At 68.5% G+C, this 12,477-nt stretch carries 8 protein-coding genes and 2 pseudogenes; 6 read left to right on the top strand and 4 right to left on the bottom strand.

Going from position 1 to position 12,477, the window contains the following annotated elements; translation table 11 throughout:
• Positions 1-1,419: 1,419 nt before the first annotated feature.
• Positions 1,420-2,553: pseudogene (locus tag IPP28_07670) on the bottom strand (acyltransferase).
• Between the two features lie 60 nt (positions 2,554-2,613).
• Here IPP28_07670 and IPP28_07675 point away from each other — a divergent pair.
• From IPP28_07675 to IPP28_07690, 4 genes and pseudogenes are all read left to right on the top strand, one after another.
• Entirely contained in the window at positions 2,614-3,270 is a 657-nt protein-coding gene (locus IPP28_07675) for a YqiJ family protein (GenBank protein ID MBL0040909.1), read from the top strand.
• Positions 3,271-3,278: 8 nt separating this feature from the next.
• Complete coding sequence (locus tag IPP28_07680) at positions 3,279-5,075, top strand: flotillin family protein (protein ID MBL0040910.1); 1,797 nt, start codon at positions 3,279-3,281, stop codon at positions 5,073-5,075.
• Positions 5,076-5,085: 10 nt separating this feature from the next.
• A pseudogene (locus tag IPP28_07685) lies at positions 5,086-5,698 on the top strand (DUF1287 domain-containing protein).
• 29 nt (positions 5,699-5,727) lie between these two features.
• Complete coding sequence (locus IPP28_07690; GenBank protein ID MBL0040911.1) at positions 5,728-6,297, top strand: dCTP deaminase; 570 nt, start codon at positions 5,728-5,730, stop codon at positions 6,295-6,297.
• On the opposite strand, the gene IPP28_07695 is transcribed toward IPP28_07690, so the two are convergent.
• The gene (locus tag IPP28_07695; protein MBL0040912.1) at positions 6,294-7,370 is read right to left on the bottom strand and encodes a dienelactone hydrolase family protein; all 1,077 of its coding nucleotides are present in this window, start codon (positions 7,368-7,370) and stop codon (positions 6,294-6,296) included. The two genes, IPP28_07690 and IPP28_07695, sit on opposite strands and share 4 nt — an antisense overlap.
• Complete coding sequence (locus IPP28_07700; GenBank protein ID MBL0040913.1) at positions 7,367-9,415, bottom strand: diguanylate cyclase; 2,049 nt, start codon at positions 9,413-9,415, stop codon at positions 7,367-7,369. The genes IPP28_07695 and IPP28_07700 overlap by 4 nt, the downstream gene beginning before the upstream one ends.
• A gap of 96 nt (positions 9,416-9,511) precedes the next feature.
• Here IPP28_07700 and rimO point away from each other — a divergent pair, with 96 nt between their 5' ends.
• Both rimO and IPP28_07710 read left to right on the top strand, forming a co-directional pair.
• On the top strand, positions 9,512-10,837 hold the full coding sequence (rimO, locus tag IPP28_07705) for a 30S ribosomal protein S12 methylthiotransferase RimO (GenBank protein MBL0040914.1): 1,326 nt from the start codon (positions 9,512-9,514) through the stop codon (positions 10,835-10,837).
• Positions 10,831-11,658, top strand: coding sequence for a DUF3025 domain-containing protein (locus IPP28_07710; protein MBL0040915.1), 828 nt, complete (start codon positions 10,831-10,833; stop codon positions 11,656-11,658). The genes rimO and IPP28_07710 overlap by 7 nt, the downstream gene beginning before the upstream one ends.
• A gap of 21 nt (positions 11,659-11,679) precedes the next feature.
• Here the strand turns inward: IPP28_07710 and IPP28_07715 are convergent, their stop codons facing one another.
• Complete coding sequence (locus tag IPP28_07715; GenBank protein ID MBL0040916.1) at positions 11,680-12,471, bottom strand: transporter substrate-binding domain-containing protein; 792 nt, start codon at positions 12,469-12,471, stop codon at positions 11,680-11,682.
• Positions 12,472-12,477 lie beyond the last annotated feature (6 nt).

The raw sequence follows: 12,477 nt of genomic DNA on the forward strand, positions 1-12,477 counted from the left end.
GGGGGGGGGGGGGGGGGGGCCCCCGGGGGGGAAGAAAGGGGGGGGGGGGGGGGGCGGGGGCCCGCGCCGGGGGGCGGGAACCCCCCCCGCGCGGGGGGGGGGGCCCCGAAAGAGGGAGATACGAGAGGGGCCGGAGGGGGGGCCCCCCCCGGGAAAAAACCCCCCCCCCGGGCCCGGCCCCCCCAAAGGAAAAAAAGTAGGGCCAGCCGGGGAAAGGGGGGGGGGGGGGGGGGGGGGGAAGGGTTCCCCCGGGGGGGGGGGGGGGGGGGGGGCGGGGGGCCCCCCGGGGGGGGCGGCGCGGGGGGGGCGGCCCGGGGGCGGGGGGGCCACGAACGCCGGGGGGGACCCAGGGGGGGGGGCCCAGCCCCAGGGGGGGCCCCCCCGGGGGGGCCCGCCCGGGGCGCCCCCGGCCCGCCCCCCCCCCCGGGCGGGGGGGGGCCCGGGACGGGGCGGGAAGGGGGCCGGGGGGGGGAGGGGGGGGGGGGGAAGCGGGGGCGCGCGGGCCGGGCGCGGGGCCCGGCGGGGGGGGGGGGCCCGCGGGGGGGGGGGGGGGGGCCCCCCCCCCCCCGGGGGGGGGGGGCGCGGGGGGGAAAGGGGGGGGGCGCGGGGGGGGGGGGGGGGGGGCCCCCCCTGGGGGGGGGGGGGGGGGCCCGGGGGGGGGGGGGGGCAAAGGGGGGGGGGGGGCCCGGGCGGGGGAGGGGGGTGCGGCGGGGCCCGGGGGGGCGGGGCCCCCCCGGGGGGGGGGGGGGCGGCGGCGGGAAAAAAAAAAGAGGAAAACGGAAAGGGGGGGGGGGGGAGCAGGGGGGGGGGGAACCTAGAAAACCCCGGGGAAGGCCCCCCCGGGGGGGGGGGGGGGGGGGGGGCCGGGGGGGGGGGGGGGGGGGGGGGCCCGGGGGGCCGGGGGGCCCCCCCCGGGCCCGGGGGGGGGGGGGGGGGGGGGGGGGGGGGGGGGGGGGGGGGGGGGGGGGGGAAGGGGGGGGGCCGGGGGGGGGGGGGTGCCCGGGGCGCGGGGGGGGCCCCCCCGGGGGGGGGGGGGGGGGGGGGCCGCGGGGGGCCGGGCCCGGAGCGGGGGGGACGGGGGGGGCCCCGGCCCCACCCCACGCCCCCCCCCCGCGGGCCCCCCCGCCCCGCCCCCCCCCCCCCCCCCGGGGGCCGGGAGCGGGGGGCGGGGGGCCCCGCCCCCCGGCCCCCCCCCCCCGGGGGGGGCGGCGGCCCGGGCCCCGCCCAGGGCGGGGGCCCGCCCCCCCCGGGGGCCGGGGGGGCCCGGGGGGGGGGGGGCGCGCGGGGCCCCCCCCGGCGCGCCGGGGCCAAAAACCCCACGGGCCCCGGCCCCGGCCACCAAAGGACGGCAGGGCCGGCCCCGGCCCCCCGGCGCTTCCGGAAATACGGCCGCTCCGCAATGCGGTAGGACAGGTCCGAGGCGATCAGCGACAGGACCAGGGCGGTCGGGACGAAGATCAGGGAGGCCGCAATTGGGCCGAGGGGCTTGAGGCTGGGGCCGAGGGTCGCGCCGAGCAGGTAGACGACGATGCTGTGCAGCAGGAACAGCGAGTAGGAACGGTCGCCGATCCATTGCAGGACGCGCCCCGGTGCTTGCGGATGCCGTTGTCCGTAGACGATCGCGAGGATCAGCAGTCCGCCGCTTCCGAGCATGCTCAGCGGGTAGTAGGCGAGGTCGCGATTCAGCAGCAGCACGAACTTCGAGCACGCCACGAAGGCCAGCCAAGCCGCGGCGGCCGCGATCCACAGCGGACGCCGAGCGAGCGCGGCCAGCGGCACGCGCGCAACCGCGATGCCGACCAGGAACAGCAGGCCGTAGCCGTGCAATCGGGCGAGCGGTGTGCCGATCCACAACACGAGCACCAGCAGCACCGTGGCGATCACGAGATGCGCCACCCAGTCGCGACGCGTCACGGCGAAGCCCAGCGCGAGCAGCGGAATCGCGAGATAGAACGCGACCTCGTAACTCATCGACCAGGTCACCGGGTTGATCGCGGTGAGGCCGAGATCGAGGAATCCGTGCAGGAAGGCGAGGTTGAACAGCCAGTCGTGCAACGAGAACACGGTGCCGTCGACTGCCCAGCGTGCGAGCGCCGCGAGCACCAGGGCCAGCCCATAGGCCGGAAGGATGCGCAGGCCGCGCCGGGCGAGGAAATCGACGGGCCGGGCGCGGGCGAAGTCGAACTGGCGCGCCATCAGGAAACCGCTGAGCACGAAGAACAGATCGACGCCGTACAGCGAACGATGCAGCCACAGCAAGGCCGATTCGACACCCCATCCCGGGAAACCCCGCACCTCGGTCTCGGTCCAGCCATAGAACGCCACGAGGCAGTAGCCGAAGGCGTGCACGTTGAAGACGAACAGCGAGGCCAATGCGCGCAGTCCATCCAGCGCGGGCAGGTGCGCGGACGCTGTTGCGGACGAAGCGGCAGGTTCGGTCACGTGGGTGCGCAGGCGAAGATGATCCGGCATTGTCGCAGCGACAGCGACGTGCTGCGATGCAGGATCGAAATTTCCTGCGGCCGCGCTTGAAAGCCGACGGGGCGGCGCCATTGAGCATCGTGCATGCTTCGTGAAAGACTGTCCTTCGACGGTCGGACGGATCAAGGGATGATGGGTTTCCTGTTTGCTGCGCCGAACATCGTGTTCACGGTGTCCTTGGGCGTGCTGGCGCTGTTGCTGGTGCTGGAATTTGCGGGAAGCGGCTTGTCGGATGTGGTCGAGTCGATGTTTCCCGACCTCGATGGCGACGTGCCCGATGCGGACGATGTGTCGATGCCGAGTCAGTTCCTCGGCTGGCTGCGTTCGGGGCGCGTGCCCCTGCTGATGGTGTTCGCGGTCTTCCTGGGCGTGTTTGGTGCCGGCGGGCTGGTCTTGCAATATGCCATCGCCTTGCTGTTCGGTGCACCGCTGCATGTCGGTCTCGCGGCGCTGACGATGCTGCCGCTGTCGCTGCCGGTAGTGCGCATGGCGTCCGCGATCCTGGCGCGGATGATGCCGCGCGACGAGACGGCGGTGATCTCGCGCGACGACCTGGTCGGTCGCATCGCCATCATCGTCACCGGCCACGCACGCAAAGGTTTTCCCGCGCAGGCCAAATTGCGCGACGAATTCCGCACCACGCATTACCTGATGGTCGAACCCGACGAGGACGACATCGAACTTCACCAGGGCGAGGAAGTCGCGCTGATGGCGCGCCGCGGTGCCCTGTACGTCGCGAAACGCGTCGCGCCGCTGCAACTGAACCACACCCATGGGGAAATCCGATGATCGAACAAATGATGGGTCCGGCAATCACCTTCGGACTTGCGCTCGTTGCTTTCATGGTGCTGCTGTACATCGTCAAGGTGTTCGCGCGCATGTACACGCGTGCGTCCAAGGAACTGAGTTTCGTGCGCACCGGCCTCGGCGGACAAAAGGTGATCCTCAATGGCGGCGCCCTGGTGCTGCCGGTGATCCATGAAGTCATTCCGGTCAACATGAACACGCTCAAGCTCGACGTGCATCGTGCGGCCGAGCAGGCACTGATCACCCGCGACCGCATGCGCGTCGACGTCACGGCCGAATTCTTCGTGCGCGTGCAGCCGATCGAGGAATCGATCGCGAACGCGGCGCAGACGCTGGGCCGCAAGACCATCGAGCCAGAAGCGCTGAAGGAACTGGTCGAAGGCAAGTTCGTCGACGCGCTGCGCTCGGTTGCGGCCGAAATGGGCATGGAAGAGCTGCATGAGCAGCGCACCCTGTTCGTTCAGAAGGTGCAGCAGGCGGTGTCCGAGGACCTGCTGAAGAATGGTCTCGAACTGGAAGCGGTCTCGCTCACCGGTCTCGACCAGACCAGCAAGGAATACTTCAACCCGGACAATACCTTCGATGCCGAGGGTCTGACCAAGTTGACCGAAGCGATCGAATTGCGCCGCAAGAAGCGCAACGAAATCCAGCAGGACACCGAAGTCGAGATCCAGAAGAAAAATCTCATCGCCGCGCAGCAGAAGCTGACCATCGCCCGCGAAGAGGAATACGCCAAGCTGCAGCAACAGCGCGAGATCGAGATTCGCCGCGCCACCCAGCAGGCCGAGATCGCGACCCAGCAGGCCGAGAAGACGCGCGAAGCCGAAGAGGCCAAGATCGCCGCGCAGCAGCAGATCGATGCGGCTCGTCTTGGCGCCGAACGTGCCATCCAGGACCAGCGCATCGCGATCGAGCAGCAGCTGAAAGAACGCGACATCGTCAAGGCGAAGTCGGTGCAGACCGCCGAGATCGACCAGCAGAAGGCCGTGCAGATGGCCGAGCAGGATCGCGCGATCGCGATCGCCGAGAAGTCGAAGGCACAGTCCGAGGCGCAGGCCCAGGCGGATCTGGCGCGCGCGTCCGCCGTGCAGGCGCAGGAGCAGGTGGATACCGTGCGCGAAGTCGAACGCGCCGAGCGCCAGAAGAAGATCGAGCTGGTCGAGGCCTCGCGCCAGGCCGAGCGCGAGATGATCGGCATCACCATCGCTGCGGAAGCCGAGAAGAAGGCCGCAAACGATCGCGCCGAAGCCACCCGCACGCTCGCGAATGCCGACGCCGATCGCCAGCGCATCGCCGCGCAAGCCGATGCCGAGGCCGAGAAACTGCGTGCCGAAGCGGCCGAGAAGCGTTACGGCGTCGATGCCGAGGGCCAGCGTCGTTTGAACGAGGCCGCGAACCTGTTGTCTGCCGAACAGATCGCCCTGCAGATCAAGCTGGCCGTGTTGCGTCACCTGCCCGACATCATCCGCGAGAGCGTCAAGCCGATCGCGGCGATCGACGGCATCAAGATCGTGCAGGTCGAGGGGCTGAATGCGGGCGGCGCGGGCGGCGGACAGGGCGATGCGAACGCCACGGCGGGCAGCGGAAATCTGGCCGACCAGGTCGTGTCCAGTGCACTCCGTTATCGCTCGCAGGCCCCACTGATCGAGTCGCTGATGAAGGAAGTCGGCATCACCGGAGCCGACCTGAACGGGATGACGCAGTCGCTGCATGACGGCAGCGGCGAAGCCGATCGCTTGCGCGAGCTGATCGCCAAGCGCGACGCGATCACCCGCAAGGCCGACTGAGCGCGACACGATGCGGCGAATCGTGACTCGCTTGCCGATGATTGCGCTGCTGGCTGGCAGCGGCAGCGTCGTTGCCGATGCCGGCGCCGGCGAGGTCGTCGCCGCGGCGGCGCTCGACCAGGTCGGCGTCACCACGTCCTACGATCCGTCCTATCGCCGGCTCGAATTTCCGAACGGCGATGTGCCGATCGCCACCGGCGTCTGTGCCGACGTGGTGGTGCGCGTTGCGGGAAGCGGGCATCGATCTGCAGCGCGAACTGAATGCCGACATGCGCGCGCACTTCCGAGCGTATCCCGCACACTGGGGGCTGACGAAGCCGGATCGCAACATCGACCATCGCCGCGTGCCGAATCTGCAGCGCTGGTTCGAGCGCCACGGCTGGGCGCTTGCGGTCAGCGCCGATCCGGGCGACTACCAGCCCGGCGATATCGTCAGCTGGCGCTTGTCAAACGGGCGTCCCCACATCGGCGTGGTGGCCACCCGTTATGCCGCCGATGGCCGGCGCCGCCTGGTCGTGCACAACATCGCCTTCGGCGCGCGCGAGGAAGACGTGCTGTTCGCATGGACGGTGACCGGGCACTTTCGCCCACCCGACGCGCCCAAGATCGCGGCCGCCCGCTAGACTGCCGCCCTTTGTCGCGAGGTGGCAGCGTGAGCATCAAATCCGACCACTGGATTCGCCGCATGGCGGAACAGCAGGGCATGATCGAACCGTTCGAAGCCGGCCAGGTCCGCACCAATGCGGGTGGTGGCCGACTGATTTCCTACGGCACGTCGAGTTATGGCTACGACGTGCGCTGCGCGAACGAGTTCAAGATCTTCACCAACATCAACTCGACCATCGTCGATCCGAAGGCTTTCGATCCGAATTCCTTCGTCGATGTCGTGTCCGACATCTGCATCATTCCGCCGAACTCGTTCGCACTGGCGCGTACGGTCGAATATTTCCGCATCCCGCGATCGGTGCTGACCGTGTGTCTGGGCAAGAGCACGTACGCGCGCTGCGGCATCATCGTCAACGTGACGCCGCTGGAGCCCGAGTGGGAAGGCCACGTCACGCTGGAGTTCTCGAACACTACCCCGCTGCCCGCGAAAATCTACGCGCACGAGGGCGTCGCGCAGATGCTGTTCTTCGAGTCCGATGAGGTCTGCGCTGTCAGCTACCGCGACCGCGGCGGCAAGTACCAGGGCCAGAAGGGCGTGACCTTGCCGAAGGCCTAAAGGCGCAGTGCCGTCCGCAGCGACTTGATCAGCATGCGCTTCGGACCTTCGCCGTAGGCTTCGCGCTCGCCGCGGCCCCAGACCGGGTCCGGCCAGGCGGCGTCGCCGTCGAAACGTGCGATCACGTGCACGTGCAGTTGCGGCACGCGATTGCCGAGTGCGGCGACATTGAGCTTGGTCGGTTCGCAGACCGATATCAGCACTTCCGAAACGCGTGCGATCTCGTCGCTGAGGCGGTGCTGGTCGTCGCGCCCCAGGTCGATGATCTCGCGTGCATCTTTCACCTTCGGCACCAGGATCACCCACGGGTAGCGCGCATCGTTCATCAGCAGCACGCGGCACAGCGGCAGCTCGCCGACTTCGCTGCAATCCCCCGCGAGCGCCGGATGCAGGGCAAAACGCGGCGCCTCGGCGAGATGCTGGCGAAAGAACGCGAACGTGCGCCGCCACGCCAGCGCCGCGCTTTCGGCGTGGAAATCGGCGCGTTCGTTGCAGTTGAAGCCATGCCCGGCGGGATAGAAATGCACGGGCAGATCGGGGTGCTTGTGCTTGAGTTCGTCGTGGAAGTCCTGCGGGATCAGCGCGTCGCGCAGACCGAAGTGCATCAGCAGCGGTGCTTTCGGAATCTCGTCGAGAAACGGTCGCGTGCGTGCACCGTAGTAGCTGACGGCCGGCAGCCCGAGCCGCGTCGCGCACAGCCAGGCCAGCGTGCCGCCCCAGCAAAAGCCGATGACGCCGACCGGTCCGTGCGCCTCGGCCACGGCCGCTGTTGCAGCGATATCCAGCAGTGCCTGATCGAAGCCGAGCATGGCGACGCGTTCACGACCAACCGCGATACCGGCGTCGTCGTAATCGAGCTCGACATTGCCGCCGACGCGGTCGAACACGCAGGGCGCATACGCGGCATAGCCGTGCGCCGAGATCTGCTCGGCGACCCAGCGGATGTGGCGATTCACGCCGAACACTTCCTGGATCACGATGACGCTGCCCAGCGGTTCCTCCGGCGGCAGCGACCGATACGCGCGGAAGCGTTGGCCGTCGGCGGCGGCAAGTTCGATCCAGTCGTTGATCATGTCGGCTTGCGGCGGTCGGAACCGGAGCGGGAGATTTCGGTGCGATTCCGACCCAGCGCCTTGGCGCGGTAGAGCGCGTCGTCGGCTGTCGCAATCAGTGCGCTCAATGAGGTCGCGCCGGTCTCGTGCAGTTCGGCCAGACCGATGCTGGCGGTCAGGTCGATGGCCTCGCCCTCGATCACGCCCATGCGCCGCTGTATCGCCAGACGCAGGCGTTCGGCGGTCACCAGGGCCTCCTCGGCGCTGGCACCGGGCAGGGCGGTGATGAACTCTTCGCCGCCATAACGGCCAAGGGGATCGCCGTCGCGCATCTCTTCGCGCAGCACGCGTGCTGCGGCGATCAGGACGCGGTCGCCGAACTGGTGGCCCATCGAGTCGTTGATCGGCTTGAAACGATCGAGGTCGATCAGCAGCAGCGACAGCGGCAGCCCCTGCGCCTTGTGGCGATCGAACAGTTCGATCATCTGCTGCATCACATGGCCGCGATTCGACAAGGTGGTCAGCGGGTCGGTGGTGGCGGCGCGGAACAGATCATGGGTCTGGGCCGTGAGGCGCGCATTCGCGGCGCGGAGCGCGGCATCCTGCGCCGAGATTTCATCGTTCTTCCGGGACAGGATGCGGGCACTGCGGCGCGCTTCGCGCAGGCGCCAGAACACCACGCCGAGCAGGGCCACCAGGGTGGCGATGAAGCCGATGCCGATGCGGCGACGCAAGGTCTCGGTGCGCAGGTTCAACTCCTTCAGTGAGTTGTCGAGGCGCAGCATCTCGACCTGGCGCTCGGCGCGTTCGCGGTCCTGCTTGAGTTCCAGCACCGCCAGTCGCCGTGCCGCCGTCACGCCCAGCAGTTCCTCGCGCAGCACCGCGCGCTGGCGTGCATAGGAGAGCGCCTGCAACGCCTCGCCACGCGCTTCCAGCAAGCCTTCGATCGCCTTGTAGGCGGCGTGCAACTGCGGCTTCAGCTTGGCGCGCGTGAGGTAGTCGAGCGAGCGACCATAGGCGGCTTCCGCAGCGGCCAGCTGGCCCTCGCCGCTGTAAAGGTCGCCGCGATACAGCAAGGCCCGGCCGAGCACGTCGGCCTGGCGCATGGATTCGCCGAGTCGCAAGCCGGCATCGATCTCGATACGGGCTTCGCTCCAGCGCTTCAGCGCAATCAGGGCGCGTGCGGCTTCCAGGCGTTCGAGAGCAATGCCCTGGCGGTCGCCCAGGCGACTGTCGATTGCGAGAGCACGGCGTGCGGTATCGAGCGCGAGGGTCGACTCGCCGACATCGTTCAGCAGGGTGGCATAGCTGCCGAGCGCGGAAGACAGCGCGGCCGGATCGTATTCCTCGCGCGCTGCGGCGATGGCTTTTTCCAGATATTCGCGGGCCGACTGGGTGTCCTCGATTTCGCGGTAGAGCAGCCCGATGTTGCGATACGGCACATCGACACGGTTGCCCGGACCGAGTTGCTTGCGGATATCGAGAGCCTGCATCTGCTGGTCCATGGCTTCCGAGAAGCGGCCCATGTCGCGCAGCACGGTGCCGATGTTCACCAGGGCCAGGGCCGCGTCGGCGGGATGGTTCGCGGCACGGGCGATGCGCAGGGATTCCTGCTGGAAGGCGTACGCCTCCTGCAATTCGCCGCGACGGCGGGCGATGCGACCGAGCAATCCGACCGCCTGCGCGCGATAGCCGGCATGCTGCTGCTCGCCCGCCAGCTTCTGCAGATGTTCCGCGGTCTCGATGCCGGCGTCGTAGTCGCCGGCGACCAGGCTGTTCTCGGCCAGCATCTGCAATACGTACATGCGCTGGGTCGGCGAATCCGCCACGGTGAGTGCATTGCGCCAGTGGCGTTCGGCGCCGGCCGCGTCCTGGGTCGCCGAGTACAGGGTGGCGGCGGCGATCTCGATGCCAAAGCGGCCATTGCGGCCGAGCGCGATGCGGTGCAGGTCCATGGCCCGTTCGACGCCGTGGCCGAAGGCGCTGTCGGCCAGCGCCGCCGGAATGGCGGAGGCCGCAACCAATGCGGCGACGAAGATCGGCAGTCGACGGAAGAAGGCTTTCAAGCGATGTCCTGGACGGGCGCGCGGATGATAGCGGCGCCCGCCCGGTTCAGGCGTGCCGGATATACTCCGCGCCCGTTTTTCCGCCCGGTTCCCGCCATGTCCGCGTCCCAGCCCAAAGTCGGTTTCGTCAGTCTCGGTTGCCCCAAGGCGCTGGTCGACTCCGAGCGCATCCTGACCCAGTTGCGGGTCGAGGGCTATCAGATCGTGCCGAGCTACGATGATGCCGATGTCGTCATCGTCAATACCTGCGGCTTCATCGATGCTGCGGTCGAGGAGTCGCTGGACGCGATCGGCGAGGCCATGGCCGAGAACGGCAAGGTGGTCGTGACCGGCTGCCTGGGCAAGCGTTCCGAACTGATCCGCGAGAAGTATCCGGACGTGCTGTCGGTCTCCGGGCCGCAGGACTACGCGAGCGTGATGAATGCTGTGCACGTGCAGCGTCCGCCGCCGCACGACCCGTTCCTCGATCTGGTGCCGCCGCAAGGCATCAAGTTGACGCCGCGGCACTACGCCTACCTGAAGATCTCCGAGGGCTGCAATCACCGCTGCAGCTTCTGCATCATCCCGTCGATGCGTGGCGATCTGGTGTCGCGCCCGGTCGACGAGGTGCTGATCGAGGCCGAGCGTCTGGTCAAGGGCGGCGTGAAGGAGTTGCTGGTGATTTCGCAGGACACCAGCGCCTACGGCGTGGATCTGAAATATGCGACGCGCAGCTGGCGCGGACGCGACCACGAGACGCGAATGAAGGCCTTGTGCGAAGGCCTCGGCGAGCTGGGCGTGTGGACACGCCTGCACTATGTCTATCCCTACCCGCATGTCGACCACGTCATTCCGCTGATGGCCGACGGCAAGGTGCTGCCTTATCTGGATGTGCCGTTCCAGCACGCCAACCCGCGCATTCTCAAGCTGATGAAGCGTCCGGCATCGGGTGAAAAGACCCTGGAACGCGTACGCGCCTGGCGGGCGATCTGCCCGGAACTGACGATCCGCAGCACCTTCATCGTCGGCTTCCCCGGCGAGACCGAGGCCGAGTTCGAGGAATTGCTGGACTTCCTCGACGAGGCCGAGCTCGACCGCGTCGGTGCCTTTGCCTACTCGCCGGTGGGTGGTGCTAAGGCCAATGACTTGCCGGACCCGGTGCCGGAAGACATCAAGCAGGAGCGACTCGAACGCTTCATGCTGCGCCAGGCCGGGATCAGTGCGGCGCGGCTCCGGCAGAAGGTCGGCAGCATCCAGCGCGTGCTGATCGACGAGGTTGGCCCGACGGTCGCCATCGCTCGCTCGCGTGCCGATGCGCCGGAAATCGACGGCCGCGTCCATGTCGCCGTCGGTACGAAGACCCTGCGTCCGGGCGAATTCGTCGATGTGAAAATCGAACGCTCGGACGAACACGACTTGCACGGAACCGCTGTCGGATCGTGAAGCGGCGCTATCTCGCTCCGGCGCGGCAGGACACGACCGCTGCGACCTTCGCGCATCCGGCCTTCGCCGGGTTTGCGCCGTGGCGCGACTGGTGCACGCAGCCGGAATGGCCGGGGATCGGGACGTTGAGCGCCGGGTTGTCCGGCCTGCGGCATGCCTACACCCGGCAGCCGTTGCGCTTCGTCGCACAGACGCCGGAACTGCTGGCCGATGGGCTGCATTATGAAGCGCGCATCTTCGAGCGCGGCGAGATCGCGACCCGCAGCGGCAACTGGCACGACTTGTTGAACGCGATGGTCTGGTGTCGCTATCCGGCGATCAAGTCGGCGTTGAACTTGCGTCAGCATCGCGATGTGCAGCGAATCGGCACGAAGCAGCGGACGCCGGCGCAGTATGCGCAAACCCTGTTCGACGAGGGCGGCGCCATCGTCTGCCTGCGCGATCATTCGCTGTTGCCGGCCTGGGACGCGCACGACTGGCGCGAACTGTTTCGGCCGGTGCACTGGCAGACAGGCGCGATCGGCGTCGCGGTCTTCGGGCATGCCTTGCTGGAACACGCACTCACGCCGAACAAGCTGATGACGGCGAAGTGTCTGGTCTGGTGCGGCGAGGAGGATGCCGACGAGATTCCCGGCCTCACCGCCGCCGCCATTGCCGATGCCCGCTGGCTTACCGATCCGCAGGAACTCCGTCCGCTCCCGATGTCGGGAATTCCAGGCTGGCACGCACCGCAGGACGAGGCATTCTATGCCGGCGCCGAATGCTTCCGCCCGGTTCGCCCGGGGCGCCGGTATCCGCTGCCGCTGGCGATCGCGCGCTGACTCGGGGCGCGCGCCGTTGGGTCACTCCGCCGCGGCCCAATCGCTCAGGTTGTACTTGTCGAGAATGGTCGCGAGTTCGCCGGAAGCACGCAGCTTGGCGATGCCGGCGGAGAACATGTCGGCGTAGGCCTTGCCGCGCGGGTCGGCCGGCGTGCACGCGATGTACAGCGCTTCCGGGTCGGTGGCGACGTCCGCCATCACCACGCGATCGGCCAAGTTGAGCTTGCCGATCGTCAGCTTGGCGACGTTGATGTCCTCGACCAGCACATCCGCCTTCTTCGAAATCAGGCGCGAGACCGCATTCATCTGGGCACGGCCGGCGCTGGAAATCACGACGATGCGCGCGGGGTCGGCCTTGAACTTCTCGACGTAGGCGTCGACCTCTTCGCTGTAGCTGTAGCCCTCGATGACCGCCAGGCGCTGGTTGGCGAGGCTGTCGATGCCGGCATAGCGCCATTTCGAATCGTCGAGCGTGTAGAACGCGCTCTGCGACATGCCCCAGGCCTCGTTCGGAAACGCAAAGCCTTCGGCGTCGGCCTTCAATGCGCCGACCACGCAATCATGCGCGCCGCGCCGAACCGCGCTGACGGCATCGTCCCAGGGCATCGTCGCGTAACTGATGGTGTGGCCATTGGCGACCGCGATCTTCTCGGCAAGTTCGATCATGTAGCCGGGCGGCTTCTTCGTCGACGGGCCGTTGTAGGGCAGCCATTCGTCGGCCCGGATCGATATCGCATCGGCGAAAGCGCTGGAAGACAGGGCGCAGAGCCCGATGAACAACGCGCAGGAACGAAAACCACTGCTGGCGACCATGGGCAA

The sequence above is a fragment of the Lysobacterales bacterium genome, assembly GCA_016721845.1.
In the GTDB taxonomy this organism is placed as follows: Bacteria; Pseudomonadota; Gammaproteobacteria; order Xanthomonadales; family Ahniellaceae; genus JADKHK01.

Bases quoted from the DNA above. Each gene is read 5' to 3' on its own strand.
- IPP28_07675 (MBL0040909.1), top strand. From the start codon at position 2,614: ATGGGTTTCCTGTTTGCTGCGCCGAACATCGTGTTCACGGTGTCCTTG.
- IPP28_07680 (MBL0040910.1), top strand. From the start codon at position 3,279: ATGATGGGTCCGGCAATCACCTTCGGACTTGCGCTCGTTGCTTTCATG.
- IPP28_07695 (MBL0040912.1), bottom strand. From the start codon at position 7,370: ATGATCAACGACTGGATCGAACTTGCCGCCGCCGACGGCCAACGCTTC.
- rimO (MBL0040914.1), top strand. From the start codon at position 9,512: ATGTCCGCGTCCCAGCCCAAAGTCGGTTTCGTCAGTCTCGGTTGCCCC.
- IPP28_07715 (MBL0040916.1), bottom strand. From the start codon at position 12,471: ATGGTCGCCAGCAGTGGTTTTCGTTCCTGCGCGTTGTTCATCGGGCTC.